The following is a 20,397-nucleotide window of genomic DNA, read 5'->3' as shown; positions in this document are numbered from 1 at the left end:
CCTGTACATGCTCCGGTATAGTGAGACTTTAATCAGTGGGATGTGTACGTAGCTCGACTCCCACAAATAGCAGGATAAAAAAGAAAAAGAGATACATACTACTATTGAACCTTGTTATGAAAGGAGTCATGACTTTGACTGAGAAATTTGATGATTATAAAAGAAGAGATAGAATAGATAGTGACTATAAAGAAGAGTACGCCGCTGAGGTTGCACCACAACGCATTGATTATAATTACGATGATAAAGACGATAAAGATGTTGTAAAATCGTCCGCTGCTGGATCAACTGCTGGTTTTATCGCTCTTGCGCTATCTATCTTATCGCTATTTACATTTCCAACACTATTTGGTCTTGTTTCTGTTTTACTCGGTATTTACGCTTATAATCGCGGAGCTACTGTAACTGGCGGTATCGCTGCAGTTGTCGGTGGGATTGCTGCACTTATCGCAATTTTATTCCGAGTAGCACTTATTGGTCTATTGTTTTCCCTGTTCTAAAAAAGAAAAAGGTATCTCGCTTAACGCGGGATACCTTATCCTGTAAACACATCTTCCGATGGATATTTTATTTTTTGTTTTGCTGGTCGCGCTAAAGAGAACACAAGTGTTAATGGTCCAATTAATCCGCAGAACATAACAAACATAATAATACATTTTCCGAACGCCGATAGCTGTGCAGTAATTCCCATCGTTAATCCGACTGTGCCAAACGCTGATATTGTCTCAAATAATAATTGAATAAAGCTGAAGTTTTCTGTAAGCATTAATATGAATACCGCTGCTAAAATAAGTATTTGACTGGCAACAGCAATTGCTAATGCCCTCGTTACTGTCGACATTTTAATTGTACGCTGAAATAAAACAATTTCCTCCTTTTTTCTAAAGAAAGAAAGGACAGATGTAATTAAGATAACAAACGTCGTTAATTTAATTCCTCCACCTGTCGATACACTTCCTGCACCAATAAACATTAAAATCATCGTAAATAATATAGATGATTCTTCCATACCTCCATAGTCAACCGTATTAAATCCAGCTGTCCGCGGAGTAATACCTTGAAAGAAGGAAGCCCATAGTTTTTCATTTAAAGATAAATTCCCTAACGTCTTCACATTATTATATTCCAATACAAAAATTACAATCATTGCTATAACATTTAGCACTACTGTTCCAATAATCATTATTTTTGAGTGAAGTGATAATTTTCGAAAACTGCGACTATACCATATATCAATTAATACGGTAAAACCGAGTCCTCCGATTACAATTAAAGAGCAAATCCCAATATTAATAATGGGATCCCCTACATATCTTGTTAAATTATCTGGCCATAAAGCAAATCCTGCATTATTATAAGATGCAATTACATGAAAAATACTATAGTATAAACCTTTTCCAAAACCAAACTCTGGAATAAAGCGAAACGATAAAAAGATGACCCCAATAAGTTCAATACAAATCGAAAATATAAAGACACGCTTTACTAATTTTACAAGACCACCTATATTTGTTTGATTAAATGCTTCTCCAATTAATAAACGATGGCGTAATCCGATTTTTTTACCTAGTACCCAAACAATTAAAATGGCAATTGTCATAAGACCTAGACCACCTGTTTGAATTAAAAACATAATAACAATTTCGCCAAACATCGTAAATGTACTTGCTGTATCCACTACTCCCAAACCAGTTACGGTCGCTGCTGAAGTTGCTGTAAAGAAAGCATCTACCCAACTAATATGTGCTTTCGTTGCGAATGGTAATTTTAATAACAAACCGCCAACCACAATTAAGCAGAAAAAGCCTAATGCTAATATTTGTGGTGGGTTTAATCGTATAAGACGATTATACAGCCCTTGTTTTTTTGTTACGTTCATATCACTAACTCCCTTATTAAAGTGAAACTTTCCCCTCATAAATAAAAAGCTTTTTAAAAGCCCTTAAATAATTGGGACAAACCTTATATTCTCATAATATAGTTGAGCATAATCTTTTTTTTCATAGATTACAACTTTTATTTATATTCAGATTCCTTTTCGTTTTTATGCTGGAAAACTCTATATCCTAACTCAATATTGCTAGCAATAACAATTTCATATGTACTATTTTTCAAATCCCCATATCTTTCACTCTATGTTCACATAGAGGTCACATCCACCTTTTATAGTATATGTATCGAAGCTGTTCCTCCCTAATTTATAAGACATTCCCCAGTGTCTTTGAATAGCTTCCATCCCTAATTAAATTGACATAAATTGTCCCCTTCCCTTGACCATCTTATAAATGATGGTCTTATTTTTTGTTTGCTCTATCTTTTATTCCACTATTTGTGGGCAATAAACGCCCGATTGGTTAAAGCTAATAATCAACAGGGGATGAACAAAAAACACTCATTAAATTTTCATTTTATTTAAAACTCACTCTATATTCACACAGAGGTCACGTCTACCTTTTATAGTATATGTATCGAAGTTGTTCCTCCCTAATTTATAAGACATTCCCCAGTGTCTTTGAACAGCTTCCATCCCTAATTAAATTGACATAAATTGTCCCCTTCCTTGACCATCTTATAAATGATGGTCTTATTTTTTTGTCTTTCTACCTTTTATTTAAAACTCCCTCTCTCTTTCACCCTATGTTCACATGAGAGTCACACCTACCTTTTATAGTATATGTATCGAAGTTGTTCCTCCCTAATTTATAAGACATTCCCCAGTGTCTTTGAACAACTTCCATCCCTAATTAAATTGACATAAATTGTCCCCTTCCCTAGACCATCCTATATGATGGTCTATTTTATTTTCCAAACACAAAATCAGTCTATCTACACTTAAATTAAAACAAAAAATTCAGAAAATATTGTCAAATTAGGTATTTTTTCGGTATAATTACTTTAGAAAGAAATTTTGCAAAAACAAAAGGGGGGATTTTATTGAAACAAACAAAAGCAATCTTAATCGCATTATTCCTAGGTCTAGTTGTTGGACTCACTCTAAATTTAGCTGCTCCATCTATCTTTGAGCCACTAAATCAATATGTGTTCAACCCAATTGGTCAATTATTTATTCGACTTATTAAAATGCTAGTTGTTCCTGTTGTGTTCATTTCTATCGTACTTGGTGCTGCCGGTCTTGGAGATCCGAAACAACTTGGAAGAATCGGTTTAAAATCAATTTCATTCTTTCTCGTAACAACTGCGGTTGCCATCTCTATAGCGGTTACATTTGCACTTATTATAAAACCAGGAGCTGGCGGTAATTTTAAAACAGAAGGTCTTAAGTATGAAGGTGCAAAAACTGAAACATCTTTCGTCGACACATTGTTAAATATCGTACCAGATAACCCAGCAAAAGCCATGGCTGACGGAAACATGTTACAAATCATTACCTTTGCCGTATTGATTGGACTCGGTATAGCTATTTTAGGAAAACGAGTTCAAGGTATCCATTCATTACTTGAACAGGGCAACGAATTAATGATGTATCTTGTTAATCTCGTTATGAAATTAGCCCCAATTGGAACATTCGGTTTGCTCGCTTCATCCGTTGGTAAAATGGGTCTTGCAGGCGTCGCTGCGATGTTCAAGTATATGATTGTCGTTATGTTAGTACTCATTATTCACGGGGTCTTTGTATATGGCGGCTTATTAAAGGTATTAGCAAAAGAAAGTATTGTTCGTTTCTTTAAACATTTCGGACCAGTAATGGCAATTGGATTTAGTACATCTAGCTCTAATGCATCGCTTCCATTTGCAATGAAAACAGCACAAGATAAGCTGGGCGTTCCAAAAGCGATAAGCTCATTTGTACAACCACTAGGGGCAACTATTAATATGGATGGTACTGCCATTATGCAAGGGGTAGCCACTGTATTTATCGCTCAAGTATACGGAGTTGAACTTACATTACCGCAATTAGCTATGGTCGTATTAACTGCTGTACTAGCTAGTATCGGTACTGCTGGTGTACCTGGTGTTGGACTTGTAATGCTTACAATGGTTTTAAATCAAGTAAATCTGCCAGTAGAAGGCATCGCTTTAATTATCGGTATTGACCGTATTCTAGATATGTCTAGAACAGCTGTAAACATTTCTGGCGATGCAATTTGCGCAATGATTGTCGCAAAATCAGAAGAAAAATATAATACGGATCAATCGGCAGCATCTTAAATCAAAAAAGGAGTGAATTATTTCACTCCTTTTTTGATTTACTCCCTTTTTTAGAACGATATTCTTTTCCTTTATTATCATTACCAGTTTCAAATTCAGTGCTAAATTCCTGATTAAATTGGCCGGACTTTGGTGACCCTTGATTACCGCTCCCTTTACTACCGTTACGATTCGTCATATTTCTCCCTCCTTCCTTGTATTAGTAGTATGGCGCTCTATCTTTTTTCATACACATTTTATTTATTAACATCTATTACACACGAAAGAAGATCTCCCATATATAAGGAAGACCTTCTATTTTATCACGTAAGCGTTTTCTTGTTTATAATCACTTAAATAAGTTTTTTGGAAATTGAAATCATTACATTCATTTCATCTTCTGAAAGTGCAGAGAATCTTTCTTGTAAATATTGTTTTTTCGCATCTTCCATTTTCGCAACTAAATCTTTCCCTTGTTCTGTAATCTCTAAATACACAACTCGGCGATCTGATGTAGAACGTGAACGAGTTACAAAACCTTTATTAATTAATTTTTCTGTAACAGCTGTAATATGACTATTCGACACATTTAATTCATTTGCTACACGCGATACCATTTCTTTATTCGTACGATTTAATATTCTTAGGACGATGAATTCATTCCACGGTATGTAACCACCGAATATTTTTCCGATATCATTACGCAACGTGCGAAACATAGCAAACACATTTGTCGATAGTTCTTCCATTAATTGCTCTCGATTTTGAGACAACATTGACAGCTCCTTTTATTTCATTTAGTTAAATAAAAACCTTATTAATAATTTTACATGAAATCTTACTTTTTGTCACCTTATTTTCCCATAATTCGTAGTTTTTTAATATGTATTTCATGATAAAATGAAGTCAACTTCCAGAAAAAGGGGTATTTTAATGCATGAGGAGGATAGGTTCTCAAATCTCAGCCTAAAAGATAAAACAATTATCATTAGTATTATTGCTCTTTTTCTCATTATAGTTTTTACATTTATATTTTTTGTATATGTAGGAATCTTTCAAATTACAGGTATAGCGTATAGTTCACGTACTGCTTTACTTCTCTTTTTTTTATTAATCACTTTCTTAGATGGTATTACATTATTTATTTTCAGTTTCTTCAAAGCACTGCTATATCCATTGACTCAAAACATGCCAAATTGGATTTCTCTCACTCTTTTCTCATTCATTGAAATTACACTAGATTGGTTCGTCATTCATACTGCTGATGATTGGATAGAAAGCGTACAAATGTCCAACTTAACTGAATTATGTGTCGTACTATTCTTTTTTCTATTAAATAAATTATTAAGTGACAAGAAAGAGTAAGAATACAAGCTTTTCTATATAAAAATTGGTACAATGAAAGCAAATCTTACTAAAGAGGTGTTAATTATGAACTTACAACAATGGGCTGATAAAGGTATGTCCTTTGATACATATGTGAATGAAATGCAAGTAAACCAATACGAGCTACTACACATTTACAATAATTTTTTAATTCCAAATGAATTACTTCCTGTATTAGAAGAACGTCAAAATGATGGCTGGCGTGTTATCGTATTAACTGCTGATTGGTGTGGCGATGCTCTTTTATGCGTACCTGTTATGAAACGAATTTCTGAAGTTGCAAATATTGATATGAGTTTATTAATTCGTGATGAAAACTTAGAATTAATGGATCAATATTTAACAAATGGAACAGCACGTGCGATTCCAATCTTTATTTTCATTGATAAAGATGGAAATGAACAAGCCGTCTTTGGACCACGCGCTCCAAAAGTACAAGAATTAGTAACTTCAATGCGCGCTACATTACCTGAAAAAGAAGATCCAACATTCGAAGAAAAACAAAAAGAAATGTATGCTAATTTCCGTGCTACATTAGCTGATGATACTTCTCTTTGGGAACATGTAATGGAAAACATGATAGAAAAATTAGTAAAATAAAAACCTGCCGAGCTCGGCAGGTTTTTATTTTACATAATGAAGAAATAGAATACCGCAGCTAAAATGAAACGATAATAAGCGAACGGTGTTAGTTTTACACGAGATAATAATTTCAAGAATGAAACAATTGCAAGCATCGCAACAACGAATGCAGTTACAAATCCTGTTACAAATAGCGTTATATCTGCTGAGCTTAATACATCCCAGCTTTTAATTAAATCTAAGCCACTTGCAGCTACCATCATCGGTACCGCTAAAATGAACGTATATTCAGCTGCCGCTGTATGCGACACGCGAGCTAATAAACCACCACTTATTGTAGAACCAGAACGAGAAAATCCTGGCCAAAGAGCTAAACATTGGAACATTCCAATTGTAAATGCCTGTTTATATGTGATTTCATCTAACGTTCTTGCTGTACTTGGTTTCGAAAACTTCTCAGCAACAATCATTAAAATACCACCGGCTACTAAGCTAATAACAACTGGTCCTGGACCAAATAAAACCTCTTTAATAGTGCTATGGAATAATACGCCAAGTACCCCGGCAGGAATCATCCCGATAATAATATGTAATAAATTTAACGATGGTCCGTCTGTTACTTTACCTATTCCAACTAACGACCATAGACGCTTCCAAAATATAACAACAACTGCTAAAATCGATCCCAATTGGATAACAACTTCAAAAACTTTCGCTCTCTCATCGTCAAATCCAATTAAATGTCCTGTTAAAATCATATGTCCTGTTGATGATACTGGTAGAAACTCTGTTAACCCTTCAACAGCACCCATGATTAAACCAATTAACCAATCAGCCACAAGTAGTGCCTCCTTAATAACAAATAATATGTAATTTTTTCACACCTTATCATAATACCTTATCCCTTTTCAAAGTGCATCCTTTTTTTATTGGTTTCATATGTTGTAGGCGCGTATTTCTTTTCTAATCTTTGATTAAATTGTATGATAGTAAGAGTTTGTTTTTTTATACGGAAAGGGGATTTTATGAAAGAAACTACTTCATTCTCACAAAAGTTAAAGCAATTTGTATTACTATTTTTTCCGATTTTCGTAACGCAAATGTCATTATTTGCGATGAGTTTTTTTGATACAACAATGTCAGGACATGCAAGCCCAACTGATTTAGCAGGTGTCGCAATTGGAACAAGTATATGGATTCCAGTTAGTACTGGGTTAACAGGGATTTTAATGGCCACGACTCCCATTGTTGCCCAGCTCGTTGGATCCAAGAAAAAAGAGGACGTTCCTCACGTTGTCATACAAGCAGTTTATTTAGCAATTTGTGCTAGCTTCGTTGTTATCCTCATCGGTTTCTTCTTCGTTTCACCTATTTTAAACGGCATGCGCTTAGAAGAACCTGTGGAACGTATTGCAGCTCAATTTTTAAGTATTATCGCAATAGGAATTATACCTTTATTCACTTACACGGTTTTACGTGGATTTATTGATGCATTAGGAAAAACTCGAACAACGATGATTATTACATTACTATCATTACCAATTAACGTAATATTAAATTACTTATTAATCTTTGGTAACTTCGGTTTCCCAAAGCTTGGTGGTGTCGGAGCGGCAATTGCTTCCACTGCAACATATTGGTGCATTTTAATTATTACAGTCATTATTATTCAGACGAAAGAGCCTTTTGCCTCTTTCAACATTTTCAAACAATTATACCGCCCTTCTCTTTCGAGTTGGACAGCATTCTTAAAGCTTGGCGTCCCTATCGGATTTGCTATCTTTTTTGAAACGAGTATTTTCGCTGCGGTAACGCTTATGATGAGTAATTTTAGTACGACAACTATTGCAGCTCACCAAGCAGCTATGAACTTTGCTTCCTTGTTATATATGACTCCGCTAAGTTTAGCAATGGCAATGACTATTGCGGTCGGATTCGAAGTTGGTGCAAAACGTTTCGATAATGCAAAACAATACGGACTGATTGGAATTGGATTAGCCCTTGCCTTTGCTTTATTATATTCGATTCTTCTCTACTTCTTTGATGATCAAATTGCTTCTATTTATACGACAGATGCAAAAGTTCATCATTTAGCAAAAGAATTTCTTATCTTTGCGATTTTATTTCAAATTTCAGATGCAATTGCAACCCCTGTACAAGGAGCTCTGCGTGGTTATAAAGATGTAAATGTCGCTCTAATTATGACTTTAATTGCTTATTGGATAATAGGTCTACCACTAGGTTATATATTAGCAACGTATACAGAATGGGCCGCAAAAGGCTATTGGATCGGTCTTATTATCGGTCTAGCATTTGGCGCTGCCTTCCTACTTATCCGTCTCTTTCAAGTACAACGAAAATATACAACACAAAACAGCCGCTAATAATAAAGCGGCTGTTTTCTTTATGCATATTTTTTCTTGTAACGTATAATATAATGAACAAGAAAGGTGGGTACATATGGACGACAAAGAAAAAAAGCAATCATTCGATGAAGAATTTGCCCCTGAAATTTCACCTGGATATCGGCAAGATGTACATAAGCCACCTAAATATAAAAACACTTCGTTTTTAATGGGCATTACCATTTTCGCTGCTGTATTACTCATACTTATCATTTTCGTTTATTTTTGATGAAAGGTGGCCTATTATATGAAGAAACAAGATTCCAATCGTTCAAAAAGAACTGTTAAAACACAAAAAGGATATGCAGGAGATTCTGTTCATACCCTTAAACAAGTCGAGCAAGGAAATTTATATATTGCTCAAAAAGAACTTGGTCAACAAAATGAAAATCTTTAAAGGCCCTTTATTCCTTGAGGGCCTTTTTATTCCGTATTAAGTAGTACACACCCCCAAATGTTCTATTGAGCAATGAATTTCCTTTATTGTACGCTCTGCTTTTGTTCTAGCACCATAAATATATTATTAACCTTTACAATTTTCACTTCATAATTCAATTTCATTTCACTTCTCTTACCATTTTCAGTACCCGCAACGTACGCTACAGCTTGATAAAGAAAACTCTCATCGGTCTCTTCACGTACCTCCTCGTTTGTAAATTTATACTCTAAATCTCGAAAACGATTTGGATAATAATTTCCCATTAATTGTTCATACCCTCTATTTAAAAATAGTTCTTCACCTTTTCGTTTCACATCTTCTTTATTAGTAGACCCAAACACTGATAGTTGCTCGGTCACAAAATGCTCTCCTACCTTTCTCATTTCATTATGAGTTAAATTTTCTATACTTTTGTTCTTTAACTCCTTATTTAACTCGTACTGATCAATCGGTTTAAAGGTAGCAAAAACCTCCTCTTTATATGACCAAAACAATACAAAAGCGATACATAGAGAACTGATTAACAGTCTTTTTTTCGTAATACTCCCGTCCTTCTTCATAATGATAGCTATATTTTAACGTATAGAAAGAAAATTCTGATATCATAAAGTGGAATAACTTAACTTAGAAACGAGGAACAATTATGGACTCTTACAAACATTATATAAAAGAAGCTTTGCCTAATCTTTCTATACATTCATATAAACAAAATGAAGATGGATGGGATAATGTAGCAGTTATAGTAAATGATGAGCTATTGTTTCGTTTCCCACGAAAACAGGAATATGCGATGCGAATTCCGTTAGAAAAAGAACTATGCGCAATTCTCACTCAATCACTACAAGAAATCGAAGTTCCACAATATCACCTAATTTATAAAAATGAATCTGATGAGGTTCCTCTTTGTAGTTACTATACTCTCATTCATGGTGAACCATTAAAAACAGACACAGTTGCCACGCTGGAGGATCCAGAGCTGAAAGCAATTATTACACAATTAGCTACTTTCCTTGCGGTACTACATAGCATTCCTTTACACCAAGTTACAACGCTATGTTTCCCTATTGAAAAAACATGTACCTACTGGAAAGAGCTACAAACAAAATTAAACCAATATCTCACTACTAGCCTTACTTCATTACAGAAACTAGCCTTAAATCGCTTATTTGAAAATTCCTTTGCATGTTTAGCTACATCCACTTTTCAAAATACAATCATTCACGCTGATTTTACTCATCATCACATTTTATTTAACAAGCATAACAAAAGCATTTCAGGTGTTATCGATTTTGGTGATGCGCAAATTGGCGATCCTGCTTTTGATTTTGCAGGACTATATTATGATTTCGGACATGAGTTTACTACATCTGTATATGAACAGTACACTTATTTCTCATCATGATCCATTACTCATTCATCGCATTACTATCTTTTATCAATACAGTCCTTTACTACATAATATTATTTATAACTTTGAGTCAGAGAATAAACTCGAATTCATTACAGGCACAGAACAGCTAAAAACGATATTACAGGGATGAGATTACATTCTCTCCCTATATACTCTCTCCTCATACAACATTAACTTTTTATCCATTTCAACAATGACTTTATACAATTGAAATGCCTGTAAAATTTGCAGTTGAATTTCAAAAGGAGCATTCTGTTCTTTTAACCATTGAAATACTTTCGTTTCATCTTTCATTGATTATTCCTCCCTTTATTAAAATCTGCTACAAATATACGGTAAATGATGAAAAGCTTTTCATGTCAACAACAAAAAAGGATGCAAAGTTGCATCCTTTAATGTACGATATTTTTCTTCTGCTCCGCTTCTTTCTTTACTTCTTCCCCTTGGCATTCACTACGAAATGCACAACTTATACACTCAGAACGAAAATGACGCTCTGTATAATGCTCAGGTTGTTGCAACATTTCTTTCATTCTAGATAAATCAGCCATTCCAGTTATAATATCTTCCTGTTTTGGAATGTACTCATACTTAGTTCCTTCTATTAAATTAATAACTTCAATCTTTCCTGGAAGAACGCCGAAAGCTTTATAACTGAATACTGTCATTAGCTTCTGACAAAGAGCAAGCATTTCCTCATCCGCATCGACGACATACTTTTTAATTACAAACGACCCAGCACTCCACTCACCAACTTCAAATGTCAATGACATGTGGACACCTAACTCTTCCATATATGTTTGAAACTTCTCGTATAAAAACAATGGTGGTGTCTGACTATCATCCTTTTCAACAAACTGTAATAAGTGATCCGTTAGCTTAGCTAATACAATATAGTACTCCGTCTTCGAAGCAAACATATTAATCCTTACTTTTTTCCAATACTTTTCTATTAATATTAAAAGTACAATTTTCGTTTGTTGACCCGCAGGTAGCGTGTAATACTCGTTAATAATTTGATTGACAATCATTTGTGCTATTTGTTGCCATTCAAATGAAGAAGGTTCTCTTCTTTTTATATGACGAAAATAAAATTTATGCGGACAACGCATAAAATCATACAAATGATAATCTGTCATCGTTTTGATTGAGATTTTCTCATGCACTTGTTCTTCATCTCCCTTCTGCCATTAAGAAAGGTGTTTTACAAATTCAGCTCCAAACTGTATACATTTTTCTACATCTTCATCTTCTGGCGTTAATTCTACTTTTAGTCCTTCTAACACAACTGCTGCCCCGCGCTCTTGTAGCTTTTCTATTAAAATGTCAACTGCCACTCCGTATTTCGGATAAGCCGAATCACACGATCCGAATACTGCCGCTTTTTTCCCAGTTAAATCAATAGAATCCATTGCATCATAAAAATCTAAGAAATCATCAGGAAGATCACCATCTCCCCAAGTGTATGCGCCTAAAATAATTCCATCATACTGTTCTAATATAGAAGCTTCTGGTGAATCCATAATATCAATAACTTCAATTTCATTTTCTGTTTCACGAATTACGCCGGCAATGTGGTCAGCCATTTCCTCGGTATTTCCACTCATACTTGCAAAAATCATTACTAACTTACTCAACTGAACCTCTCCCTTTACTTTGTATCTCTTTTTCTGTTTGAATGCTCTTCTTCTCATCTACATATTCAGACCGAATTACATTTCTTTGCCATTCCATATGCTGATCAACATCTTTATCTTTATCTTTTAATCCCCTCCGCAGAAGGTGAAAATTTTTTCTCATTAACATGTCGCATCCATCCTATTGATAATAATTATCAATTTCAACTACTTTTAGATTAATTGACATTGATTATCAATGTCAACAACTATTTTTAAAAAAATGATTAAAATGTACAAGCTTGTCCGTTAGCTATTCATATACTATGAATGAGCATAGTTCTTTCTCAGCCCTCTCTGACGGAAAGAAATAAAAGCAACTGCAATAGAGTGCAGTTGCCTTTTTTTGTTTTTCTATGATTTTAGTAATCTTATAGTCGTCTCTAAAAATAACTCCACTCCACAAATTAATGCTGATTCATCCACGTCAAATTTCGGATGATGATGTGGATAACAAGTATATATATTTTCATTACCTGTTCCTAATTTAATGAAACAACCGGGTGCTTTTCTTAAATATGCTGAAAAATCTTCCCCACCCATAGAAGGTTCAAGCTTCACAACACGCTCATTCCCAAACAAATGTAGTGCACTTTCTTCTACTATTTTCGTAATATATTCATCATTAATAACCGGATCATATCCATATCGATACGTATATGTATACGATCCTCCATGTGCTTCTGTAATTCCTTTCACAATTTTCTCGATTTTCCCTTCTGCTTCCACCCTCAATGCTTGATTAAATGAACGAACGGTTCCCATTAAAGTTGCTGTACTAGGAATAATATTGTCAGCCGTTCCCCCATGAAATTGTGTAACTGAAATAACCCTTTGCATAAAAGCACTCGTATTTCTTGATACGATATGTTGTAAATTTGTAATAATCTGTGCTCCGATAGCAATAGGGTCTATCGTTTCTTCTGGCCGCGCCGCATGTCCTCCTTTGCCTTGAATTTCAACTGTAAATACGTCTGGTGCCGCCATCATCGGCCCATACACAATTCCTATCTTTCCGCTTTCTAATCCAGACATAACATGTAAACCTATTACATAATCAACACCGTCCATTACACCTGCCTCAACCATTTCTTGTCCCCCGCCAGGATACACCTCTTCTGCGTGCTGAAAGAATAGACGAATCTCACCTGCAAAATCTTCCTTTATATTTGATAGCACCTCTGCTGTGCTTAATAAAATAGCTGTGTGAGCATCGTGCCCACATGCATGCATCATTCCTTTATTCACAGATGTATAAGATTTACTTGTCTCCTCTTGAATTGGCAAAGCATCTATATCAGCTCGAATCGCAATTACTTTCCCTTGCTTCACACCTCTTTTAATTGCTAGTACACTATACTTCGTCGGTCTCGTTACTTCAAAAGAAGAAAATGAGCATAATGTATCATATATAAATTGCGAAGTTTCTTTTTCATGAAATGATAATTCCGGATACTTATGGAAGTGCCTTCTCCATTTCACGATATTTTCTTCCGAAATTAGATTCTTCCACACTCTATTCATGATAATTTCCTCCTTTTCAAAAGAACTAGAAATTTAAAAGTTTACTCCGTCTTGAATGATTAATAAAAACAAATACTGTATTTTTACGTATTCTTATAGTCCACTTTTATGTATTCACACAATCCACTTTCTATTTACATGTCAAACCCATTACAAATTCATGCTGAATGTAATATAATTGCTAAGTTAGGGATTTTCTTTTTTAGTATTTAGTGCTAATATCAAAAAAGAGCCTTTTGACTTATTTTTACCTAAAATGTGGGATTTTGTTTTTTTCACAATAATGTAGGACATGATACCTACAAAGAGCTATTATTTCATTAAGAGAGGGAAAGACATGGAAAGATTAAAAGAGATATGGTCTCGACCACTCACACAATGGGTTGCAAAGACGGTTTATTATCTTGCAATTTTATTTGCATTACTTTGGTTGTATGGATTCCATGATACAAACACAAGTACATTTATTTACAATGAATTCTAGGGTGGGAACGTTATGAAGTTATTAGAACAAATTGAAAAGTGGGCTGCAGAAACGCCTGATCAAACCGCTTTTGTTTGGCGAGATGCGAAAATTACGTACAAACAATTAAAGGAAGATTCTGATGCGTTAGCACATTGGATTTCTTCTGAGTATCCAGACGATCGTTCACCAATTATGGTGTATGGCCATATGCAACCTGAAATGATTATTAACTTTTTAGGATGTGTAAAAGCTGGACATGCTTACATTCCTGTAGATTTATCTATCCCAGCTGATCGTGTACAACGTATTGCTGAAAATTCTGGTGCGAAATTACTTTTATCGGCAACAGCAGTAACTGTAACTGATTTACCAGTTCGCATCGTAAGTGAAGACAACTTAAAAGATATTTTCTTTACTCATAAAGGGAACACTCCAAATCCTGAACATGCGGTAAAAGGTGATGAGAACTTCTACATTATTTACACATCAGGAAGCACAGGTAATCCGAAAGGGGTTCAGATTACTTATAACTGTCTTGTTAGCTTTACAAAATGGGCTGTAGAAGATTTCAACTTACAAACAGGGCAAGTATTCTTAAATCAAGCACCTTTCTCATTCGATTTATCTGTAATGGATATTTACCCATCATTAGTAACAGGTGGTACACTTTGGGCAATCGATAAAGATATGATTGCGCGTCCAAAAGACTTGTTTGCTTCTTTAAAGCAATCGGATATTCAAGTATGGACTTCCACACCTTCTTTCGCTGAAATGTGTTTAATGGAAGCATCTTTCTCTGAGGGTATGCTACCGAACATGAAAACATTCTTATTCTGCGGTGAAGTGTTACCAAATGAAGTGGCTAGAAAATTAATTGAGCGTTTCCCAAAAGCAACAATTATGAATACTTACGGTCCAACAGAAGCTACTGTCGCTGTAACAGGTATTCACGTTACAGAAGAAGTGCTTGATCAATACAAATCACTTCCAGTTGGCTATTGTAAATCAGACTGTCGCCTTCTTATTATGAAAGAAGATGGTACGATTGCACCTGATGGTGAAAAAGGCGAAATCGTAATTGTCGGTCCAAGCGTAAGCGTTGGATATTTAGGAAGCCCTGAATTAACAGAAAAAGCATTTACTATGATTGACGGTGAGCGCGCCTATAAAACAGGCGATGCTGGCTATGTTGAAAATGGTCTTCTATTCTATAATGGTCGTCTTGATTTCCAAATTAAGCTGCATGGTTATCGAATGGAATTAGAAGAAATTGAGCATCACCTTCGTGCGTGTTCTTACGTAGAAGGTGCAGTTATCGTTCCAATTAAAAAAGGTGAAAAATACGATTATTTATTAGCGGTTGTTGTTCCTGGAGAACATTCATTTGAAAAAGAATTCAAATTAACATCTGCAATCAAAAAAGAACTCAATGAGCGATTACCAAACTACATGATTCCACGTAAATTCATGTATCAATCTTCTATTCCAATGACACCAAATGGAAAGGTAGATCGCAAAAAATTATTGAGTGAGGTTACAGCATGACCGCATATGGATCATTTTATTTTTTCGCTATAGTGGGCATTTTATTAATACCTACTATCATAGCTGGATTAAAAGGTAAAATGTTGCGTAAATATAATGCAGTATTAACATTAGTCATGATTGCTATTATCTTCTCAGATAAACCGAAGCAAGCGATTATGTTAGCTGCATTTATTATTTGGCAATATGCCCTTATTAAAGGCTATTTAATTTTAAGAAAACAAAATAATAGTACATTCATGTTTTGCATAGCTGTTATTTTATCGATTTTGCCTCTTATTTTGGCAAAAATTGCACCGTTTGTACCTGAATTACATTTTATTGTTTTCGCAGGTATGTCTTACGTAACATTTAGAGCTGTACAAATGGTCTTTGAAGTTCGTGATAATTTAATTAAAGAACTTTCCTTCTTTAATTTCTGGGAGTTTGTTTTATTCTTCCCTGCGATTTCAAGTGGACCTATTGATCGTTACCGTAGATTCCAAAAAGATATTCAAAAGCCACCTAGCGGTGAAGAATATCAAAAGTTACTATATACAGGACTTAACCGTATTTTCCAAGGTTTTCTGTACAAATTTATAATTGCACACTTGATAACAACATATCTTGTAAAGGCCGTATTCGCCAATCAAGATACACTTTTATCTAATGTGATTTTTATGTACGCTACTAGCATGCAATTATTCTTTGACTTTGCAGGTTATAGTGCGTTCGTAATTGGTATCAGTTACATGATGGGAATTAAAACGCCAGAAAACTTTAATAAGCCATTCCTTAGTCGTAATATTAAAGACTTCTGGAACCGCTGGCACATGAGTTTATCATTCTGGTTCCGTGATTTTATTTACATGCGTTTCGTCTTTTTTGCAACGAAGAAAAAGTTAATTAAGAACCGTTACACAATTTCGTATATCGGTGCATTTTTAAACTTCTTCATTATGGGAATTTGGCACATCCAAGGAAGCGCTGTTGCACAATATGTTATTTATGGTCTCTATCATGCCGCACTGTTCATTTTATTCGATATTTTCGAACGAAAAAACAAAAAGCATAAGTTTTGGCCAAACAATAAATTTACACACGTCCTTGCGATTGTAATTACGTTCCACGTTGTATGTTTCGGTTTCCTAATCTTCTCTGGACACCTTAACAGATACTTTTAATGCACCCTTCTTATTCCATTAAGAAGTTGCACATATAATAATTTCGGATATAAAGGAGATTTTAAAAATGGCAGAATTCAAAGAGCAAGTATTAGATATTTTAGAAGAAGTATGTGAAAACGATATTGTGAAAGAAAACTTAGATGTTCAATTATTTGAGGAAGGTATCCTTGATTCTTTCGCTGTAGTATCTTTATTAGTTGAATTCCAAGAGCGTTTAGATATTGAAGTTTCTATTTCTGATTTTGACCGTGACGAGTGGGCTACACCAAACATGGTTATTAAAAAGTTGGAAGAAATCCGATGAACAAAGCAAAATTTGGTCCGATGCTTTTAGCATTGGCCCTTTTTGCTGTATTCTTACTTATTCCAACGCGCTTCCTACTTCCACTTTTAAGTGATGAGAAAGTAGAACAAGCTGCTACTTCTTTAAAAGAAGAAAAAATTCAAAGTATGATTTTACAGCAAAAGATGTTAGCAGATCCAAAATATCTTCCGATGTACGGTTCATCGGAATTCGCACGTATGGATGCTTTCCATCCATCTAATTATTTTAAAGTAAAGCCTGAAGGATTTACGCCATTCCTTCTTGGACGCGGCGGAACACAAGACCTTGTACATGTGTTAAACTTCGCATCTACAATGGATCAATTGAAAGATAAGAAAATGGTATTCGTTCTTTCTCCGCAATGGTTTGTACCACAAGGTATTGACGAGACGCACTTTGCACCTAACTTTTCAAAACAACAAGGTTACCACTTCATTTTCAACAATGATTTAAAACCTGAAATGAAAAAACAAATTGCAAAGCGTTTATTAAACTTTGAGATTGTAAAAAAAGAAACTTTATTAAAAATCTCGCTTGAAGGTATCGCTTATGATGATACGAAGTATAAAGTAAAAGCACTTGCTGCTAAACCTTTCGCTTATATTTACCGTAACATTTTAGATCGTAAAGATTTATTTACAGCTATGTTTAATATTAAACCGCACAAAGAGAAGCTTGACCCTTCATTAAAACAAATGAACTGGGAAGAGGCTCGTAAACATGCGGATCAAACAGGTGCAGCAGAATCTGTATCTAATGAATATGGTATCGAAGATGGTTACTTCAATAGCAAAATTAAGAAAAAATTAAAGCAACGTGAAGGTTACTTAAAAAATGATGCTTATGACCAATCGCCAGAATATGAAGATTTACAAATTGTACTTGATTTATTAAAACAATCTGGTGCAAAACCACTCTTCATTTCTGTTCCTGTCAAAGGTCCTTGGTACGACTACGCTGGCTTCCCGAAAGAACGCCGCGAAGCATACTATAAGAAAGTTCATGAGCAAATTGAAAAAGCTGGTTATCCAATTGCCGACTTCTCAAATCATGAATATGATAAATACTTCTTAAAAGATCATATGCACTTAGGTTGGAAAGGCTGGGTTTACATCGACGAAGCCATCCAACAATTTTATAAAGCAAACTAATGAAAAGACCGCTTGAATTACTCAAGTGGTCTTTTTGTATATATTTTGTAATTGTTCGATTGCATTCTCTGCTTCTTTCATAACTCGCTCCACTACATGCTGAGCTGATTCGATTCGAGCTAATGATGCTGCCTGTCCTGCCCAAAGTGACATATATTCTTCCTTATTTTGCTTCGCTGCCTCTTGGCGTATTTTAGAAGTTAATACGTTTTGCACTGGATACATCGGCAGCCCTTCTTCTTTTCCTTCATGTCTCTCTATAAATTCATTCCGAATACCCCGCGCATATTTCCCAGAAAACGCACGAGTTACAGTTGTGCTCGTATCTGTACTATGTAAAACCGCTTCTTTATACACATCGTGCGTAATACTTTCTTCACTTGTTAAAAAGGCCGATCCCATTTGAACACCTTCTGCTCCTAGTGCCAATGCCGCAACAAGCCCTTGTCCGTTCATTACACCACCTGCTGCGACAATTGGGATATGCGGAATAACCCCTACTAACTGAGGTATTAACGCAAAAGTACCAATCATAGCATCTCGTTCTTTCCCAATAAACGTTCCTCTATGCCCTCCTGCTTCGCTACCTTGCCCAATAATAATATCTACTCCTAGCTCAGCAAGTACTTTCGCTTCCTTCACATGGGTAGCTGTTCCGATAACTTTTATTCCACTTCTTTTTAAATCATTTATTTCTTCTTTTTCTAACGTTTGAAATGCAAAACTAACGACCGGTACTTTTTCATCTAATAACACTTGTAATTGTTCCTTATAGCTTTTTGGAAGCTTTAACGTTCCTTCTACTTCTATACCTAATTCTCTATTCACTCCGCTTAGTAATACTTTCGCCTCATTTACCTTCTCTTCTTCTATTTGTATCTCTTTCGTTACAAGTAAATTAACACCGAAAGGCTTATCTGTTAGTTCTCTTATTCTATAAATCGCTTCACGAATTTGTTCTGGGCTCATATAGCCCGCTCCAAGCGTCCCTAATCCTCCGCTATTACTTACTGCTGCAACAAGTTCTGGCGTCGTAATCGCGCCTGCCATACCGGCTTGAACAACGGGATACTCAATTTTTAATATGTCTGTTACTCGACTTGTAAACATCATTTCCCCTCCTATTTCCCTTATATCTTCTTTATTTGATAAGCTTTCCCCTGCTTTTGCAAGGGTTGAACTTCATATGAAGCGAATATATTGAAAGAGAAGGAGGCTGAGCTTAATGATTTATCCAGATGCATTAAAACAAGGTGATACAGTAATGATCATTGCACCATCTGGTCCACCTACAATCGAAAATGTATTAAAAGGTGTGAATGTATTACAAGAGATGGGGTTATCCGTAATAATCGGGAAGAGTGTTTACGAGAAATATGGATTTTTAGCCGGAAGTGATCAAGTTCGGCTTGACGATATACATGAAGCATTTATAAATAATGAAGTGAAGGCCGTTTTCTGTGCACGAGGTGGTTACGGAAGTGCTCGTCTCCTCCCTCACATTCAATATGAAATCATTCGGCAAAACCCTAAAATCTTTTGGGGATATAGCGATATTACAGCTTTACATACTGCTGTTTCACGTTATGCAAAGCTTGTGACATTTCATGGCCCAATGGTTGAAGAATTAGGGAAAGGTGTAGATTCTCTTTCTTTATCTTCTTTCAATCAGCTATTCCATCCGTATTCAACCATTTTATCTGCATCAGAATGTATCGTACCTAGCTCTCACAGTACAGTTACAGGTACGTTAGTTGGAGGAAATTTAGCTGTGTTAACAAGTATAATTGGCTCGCCCTACGAGATAAATACGGACAATACACTTTTATTACTTGAAGACATTGGTGAAGAACCGTACCGCATTGACCGTATGTTAAATCAACTACTTTTATCTGGAAAGTTTAATGAATGTAGGGGCGTTATTTTCACAAGTTGTCACGACTGTACTCCTTCAAAGCCATCTCAATCATTGCAAGCAATATTATATGAATATTTCGCACCATATCATATACCGGTCCTATTCGGTTTACCAATTGGACATATAAGTCCAAACATCGGTATTCCACTTGGAGCTACAGCGACAATAAACACGAATAATAAAACAGTCTCTATTTCTTCCGGTATAGCCACTCCATATTCAAATTAAAAAGGAAAAGCGATTACGCTTTTCCT

General features: G+C 35.2%; 24 protein-coding genes and 1 pseudogene. 14 read left to right on the top strand and 11 right to left on the bottom strand.

The genetic code is table 11. The annotated features are described in order from the left end of the window. The first annotated feature begins 134 nt into the window (after nt 1-134). On the top strand, nt 135-500 hold the full coding sequence (locus ACTFRY_RS11340; protein WP_016117465.1) for a hypothetical protein: 366 nt from the start codon (nt 135-137) through the stop codon (nt 498-500). A 35-nt stretch (nt 501-535) separates the two neighbouring features. Here the strand turns inward: ACTFRY_RS11340 and ACTFRY_RS11335 are convergent, their stop codons facing one another. Next, a complete protein-coding gene (locus ACTFRY_RS11335) occupies nt 536-1,879 on the bottom strand; it encodes a TrkH family potassium uptake protein (RefSeq protein WP_001103324.1) in 1,344 nt (447 codons plus the stop codon). A gap of 1,055 nt (nt 1,880-2,934) precedes the next feature. Here ACTFRY_RS11335 and ACTFRY_RS11330 point away from each other — a divergent pair. Beyond that, a complete protein-coding gene (locus ACTFRY_RS11330; RefSeq protein WP_098616829.1) occupies nt 2,935-4,170 on the top strand; it encodes a dicarboxylate/amino acid:cation symporter in 1,236 nt (411 codons plus the stop codon). Between the two features lie 22 nt (nt 4,171-4,192). On the opposite strand, the gene ACTFRY_RS11325 is transcribed toward ACTFRY_RS11330, so the two are convergent. Together ACTFRY_RS11325 and ACTFRY_RS11320 are read right to left on the bottom strand one after the other, a co-directional pair. Further along, entirely contained in the window at nt 4,193-4,348 is a 156-nt protein-coding gene (locus ACTFRY_RS11325; RefSeq protein WP_000184928.1) for a hypothetical protein, read from the bottom strand. A 154-nt stretch (nt 4,349-4,502) separates the two neighbouring features. Next, a complete protein-coding gene (locus ACTFRY_RS11320) occupies nt 4,503-4,922 on the bottom strand; it encodes a MarR family winged helix-turn-helix transcriptional regulator (RefSeq protein ID WP_000081432.1) in 420 nt (139 codons plus the stop codon). A 160-nt stretch (nt 4,923-5,082) separates the two neighbouring features. Between ACTFRY_RS11320 and ACTFRY_RS11315 the strand changes: the two genes are divergently transcribed. Next, nucleotides 5,083-5,514: a regulatory YrvL family protein gene (locus ACTFRY_RS11315; RefSeq protein ID WP_000544068.1), complete on the top strand. Its 432-nt coding sequence runs from the start codon at nt 5,083-5,085 to the stop codon at nt 5,512-5,514. Between the two features lie 33 nt (nt 5,515-5,547). Beyond that, nucleotides 5,548-6,135: a thioredoxin family protein gene (locus tag ACTFRY_RS11310; RefSeq protein ID WP_136986832.1), complete on the top strand. Its 588-nt coding sequence runs from the start codon at nt 5,548-5,550 to the stop codon at nt 6,133-6,135. A gap of 29 nt (nt 6,136-6,164) precedes the next feature. On the opposite strand, the gene uppP is transcribed toward ACTFRY_RS11310, so the two are convergent. Then, nucleotides 6,165-6,956: a bacitracin resistance undecaprenyl-diphosphatase gene (gene uppP / locus ACTFRY_RS11305; RefSeq protein ID WP_000796256.1), complete on the bottom strand. Its 792-nt coding sequence runs from the start codon at nt 6,954-6,956 to the stop codon at nt 6,165-6,167. A gap of 186 nt (nt 6,957-7,142) precedes the next feature. On the opposite strand from uppP, the gene ACTFRY_RS11300 reads away from it, so the two are divergent. From ACTFRY_RS11300 to ACTFRY_RS11290, 3 genes are all read left to right on the top strand, one after another. Next, nucleotides 7,143-8,501, top strand: a complete 1,359-nt coding sequence (locus tag ACTFRY_RS11300) for an MATE family efflux transporter (RefSeq protein WP_098616831.1) — start codon at nt 7,143-7,145, stop codon at nt 8,499-8,501. A 76-nt stretch (nt 8,502-8,577) separates the two neighbouring features. Then, nucleotides 8,578-8,751 (top strand): hypothetical protein, encoded by a 174-nt coding sequence (locus ACTFRY_RS11295; RefSeq protein WP_000341062.1) that lies wholly within the window; start codon nt 8,578-8,580, stop codon nt 8,749-8,751. 18 nt (nt 8,752-8,769) lie between these two features. Further along, nucleotides 8,770-8,919, top strand: a complete 150-nt coding sequence (locus tag ACTFRY_RS11290; RefSeq protein ID WP_000743742.1) for a hypothetical protein — start codon at nt 8,770-8,772, stop codon at nt 8,917-8,919. Between the two features lie 83 nt (nt 8,920-9,002). Here ACTFRY_RS11290 and ACTFRY_RS11285 read toward each other — a convergent pair whose 3' ends face one another. Next, entirely contained in the window at nt 9,003-9,521 is a 519-nt protein-coding gene (locus ACTFRY_RS11285; RefSeq protein WP_000710751.1) for a hypothetical protein, read from the bottom strand. Between the two features lie 83 nt (nt 9,522-9,604). Between ACTFRY_RS11285 and ACTFRY_RS11280 the strand changes: the two are divergent. Further along, nucleotides 9,605-10,502, top strand: a pseudogene (locus ACTFRY_RS11280) (aminoglycoside phosphotransferase family protein). 2 nt (nt 10,503-10,504) lie between these two features. Here ACTFRY_RS11280 and ACTFRY_RS11275 read toward each other — a convergent pair. The 5 genes from ACTFRY_RS11275 to amaA all read right to left on the bottom strand — a co-directional run bounded on the left by ACTFRY_RS11275 (nt 10,505) and on the right by amaA (nt 13,572). Further along, nucleotides 10,505-10,666, bottom strand: coding sequence for a hypothetical protein (locus tag ACTFRY_RS11275; RefSeq protein WP_000651084.1), 162 nt, complete (start codon nt 10,664-10,666; stop codon nt 10,505-10,507). 98 nt (nt 10,667-10,764) lie between these two features. Next, the gene (locus tag ACTFRY_RS11270) at nt 10,765-11,538 is read right to left on the bottom strand and encodes a hypothetical protein (protein WP_000544577.1); all 774 of its coding nucleotides are present in this window, start codon (nt 11,536-11,538) and stop codon (nt 10,765-10,767) included. 24 nt (nt 11,539-11,562) lie between these two features. Further along, on the bottom strand, nt 11,563-12,009 hold the full coding sequence (locus ACTFRY_RS11265; protein ID WP_098616832.1) for a flavodoxin: 447 nt from the start codon (nt 12,007-12,009) through the stop codon (nt 11,563-11,565). Next, the gene (locus tag ACTFRY_RS11260; protein WP_044795437.1) at nt 12,002-12,178 is read right to left on the bottom strand and encodes a hypothetical protein; all 177 of its coding nucleotides are present in this window, start codon (nt 12,176-12,178) and stop codon (nt 12,002-12,004) included. Before ACTFRY_RS11260 ends, ACTFRY_RS11265 begins: the two co-directional genes overlap by 8 nt. A gap of 224 nt (nt 12,179-12,402) precedes the next feature. Then, entirely contained in the window at nt 12,403-13,572 is a 1,170-nt protein-coding gene (amaA, locus tag ACTFRY_RS11255; protein ID WP_001082787.1) for an N-acyl-aliphatic-L-amino acid amidohydrolase, read from the bottom strand. Nucleotides 13,573-13,909: 337 nt separating this feature from the next. Between amaA and ACTFRY_RS11250 the strand changes: the two genes are divergently transcribed. From ACTFRY_RS11250 to dltD, 5 genes are all read left to right on the top strand, one after another. After that, complete coding sequence (locus ACTFRY_RS11250; protein ID WP_000440293.1) at nt 13,910-14,056, top strand: teichoic acid D-Ala incorporation-associated protein DltX; 147 nt, start codon at nt 13,910-13,912, stop codon at nt 14,054-14,056. Nucleotides 14,057-14,068: 12 nt separating this feature from the next. Then, on the top strand, nt 14,069-15,583 hold the full coding sequence (dltA, locus tag ACTFRY_RS11245; RefSeq protein WP_098616834.1) for a D-alanine--poly(phosphoribitol) ligase subunit DltA: 1,515 nt from the start codon (nt 14,069-14,071) through the stop codon (nt 15,581-15,583). Next, complete coding sequence (gene dltB / locus ACTFRY_RS11240) at nt 15,580-16,746, top strand: D-alanyl-lipoteichoic acid biosynthesis protein DltB (RefSeq protein ID WP_000127925.1); 1,167 nt, start codon at nt 15,580-15,582, stop codon at nt 16,744-16,746. The genes dltA and dltB overlap by 4 nt, the downstream gene beginning before the upstream one ends. 67 nt (nt 16,747-16,813) lie before the next feature. Beyond that, a complete protein-coding gene (gene dltC / locus ACTFRY_RS11235; protein ID WP_000807310.1) occupies nt 16,814-17,053 on the top strand; it encodes a D-alanine--poly(phosphoribitol) ligase subunit DltC in 240 nt (79 codons plus the stop codon). After that, on the top strand, nt 17,050-18,225 hold the full coding sequence (gene dltD / locus ACTFRY_RS11230) for a D-alanyl-lipoteichoic acid biosynthesis protein DltD (RefSeq protein ID WP_086408899.1): 1,176 nt from the start codon (nt 17,050-17,052) through the stop codon (nt 18,223-18,225). Before dltC ends, dltD begins: the two co-directional genes overlap by 4 nt. Before the next feature lie 21 nt (nt 18,226-18,246). On the opposite strand, the gene ACTFRY_RS11225 is transcribed toward dltD, so the two are convergent. Further along, the gene (locus tag ACTFRY_RS11225) at nt 18,247-19,335 is read right to left on the bottom strand and encodes an NAD(P)H-dependent flavin oxidoreductase (RefSeq protein WP_098616835.1); all 1,089 of its coding nucleotides are present in this window, start codon (nt 19,333-19,335) and stop codon (nt 18,247-18,249) included. A 115-nt stretch (nt 19,336-19,450) separates the two neighbouring features. Here ACTFRY_RS11225 and ACTFRY_RS11220 point away from each other — a divergent pair, with 115 nt between their 5' ends. Beyond that, nucleotides 19,451-20,371, top strand: coding sequence for a S66 peptidase family protein (locus tag ACTFRY_RS11220; RefSeq protein ID WP_098616836.1), 921 nt, complete (start codon nt 19,451-19,453; stop codon nt 20,369-20,371). The last annotated feature ends 26 nt before the right edge of the window (nt 20,372-20,397 follow it).

The organism is Bacillus cereus group sp. MYBK195-1 (assembly GCF_051916605.1).
Taxonomy (GTDB): Bacteria; Bacillota; Bacilli; order Bacillales; family Bacillaceae_G; genus Bacillus_A; species Bacillus_A cereus.
Note: the sequence above shows the minus strand (reverse complement) of the source record. Positions and strands in the feature narration are given on the sequence as shown.

Bases quoted from the DNA above. Each gene is read 5' to 3' on its own strand.
- ACTFRY_RS11335 (WP_001103324.1), bottom strand. From the start codon at position 1,879: ATGAACGTAACAAAAAAACAAGGGCTGTATAATCGTCTTATACGATTA.
- ACTFRY_RS11325 (WP_000184928.1), bottom strand. From the start codon at position 4,348: ATGACGAATCGTAACGGTAGTAAAGGGAGCGGTAATCAAGGGTCACCA.
- ACTFRY_RS11315 (WP_000544068.1), top strand. From the start codon at position 5,083: ATGCATGAGGAGGATAGGTTCTCAAATCTCAGCCTAAAAGATAAAACA.
- ACTFRY_RS11310 (WP_136986832.1), top strand. From the start codon at position 5,548: ATGAAAGCAAATCTTACTAAAGAGGTGTTAATTATGAACTTACAACAA.
- ACTFRY_RS11300 (WP_098616831.1), top strand. From the start codon at position 7,143: ATGAAAGAAACTACTTCATTCTCACAAAAGTTAAAGCAATTTGTATTA.
- ACTFRY_RS11295 (WP_000341062.1), top strand. From the start codon at position 8,578: ATGGACGACAAAGAAAAAAAGCAATCATTCGATGAAGAATTTGCCCCT.
- ACTFRY_RS11290 (WP_000743742.1), top strand. From the start codon at position 8,770: ATGAAGAAACAAGATTCCAATCGTTCAAAAAGAACTGTTAAAACACAA.
- ACTFRY_RS11285 (WP_000710751.1), bottom strand. From the start codon at position 9,521: ATGAAGAAGGACGGGAGTATTACGAAAAAAAGACTGTTAATCAGTTCT.
- ACTFRY_RS11275 (WP_000651084.1), bottom strand. From the start codon at position 10,666: ATGAAAGATGAAACGAAAGTATTTCAATGGTTAAAAGAACAGAATGCT.
- ACTFRY_RS11260 (WP_044795437.1), bottom strand. From the start codon at position 12,178: ATGTTAATGAGAAAAAATTTTCACCTTCTGCGGAGGGGATTAAAAGAT.
- amaA (WP_001082787.1), bottom strand. From the start codon at position 13,572: ATGAATAGAGTGTGGAAGAATCTAATTTCGGAAGAAAATATCGTGAAA.
- ACTFRY_RS11250 (WP_000440293.1), top strand. From the start codon at position 13,910: ATGGAAAGATTAAAAGAGATATGGTCTCGACCACTCACACAATGGGTT.
- dltA (WP_098616834.1), top strand. From the start codon at position 14,069: ATGAAGTTATTAGAACAAATTGAAAAGTGGGCTGCAGAAACGCCTGAT.
- dltB (WP_000127925.1), top strand. From the start codon at position 15,580: ATGACCGCATATGGATCATTTTATTTTTTCGCTATAGTGGGCATTTTA.
- dltC (WP_000807310.1), top strand. From the start codon at position 16,814: ATGGCAGAATTCAAAGAGCAAGTATTAGATATTTTAGAAGAAGTATGT.
- dltD (WP_086408899.1), top strand. From the start codon at position 17,050: ATGAACAAAGCAAAATTTGGTCCGATGCTTTTAGCATTGGCCCTTTTT.
- ACTFRY_RS11225 (WP_098616835.1), bottom strand. From the start codon at position 19,335: ATGTTTACAAGTCGAGTAACAGACATATTAAAAATTGAGTATCCCGTT.
- ACTFRY_RS11220 (WP_098616836.1), top strand. From the start codon at position 19,451: ATGATTTATCCAGATGCATTAAAACAAGGTGATACAGTAATGATCATT.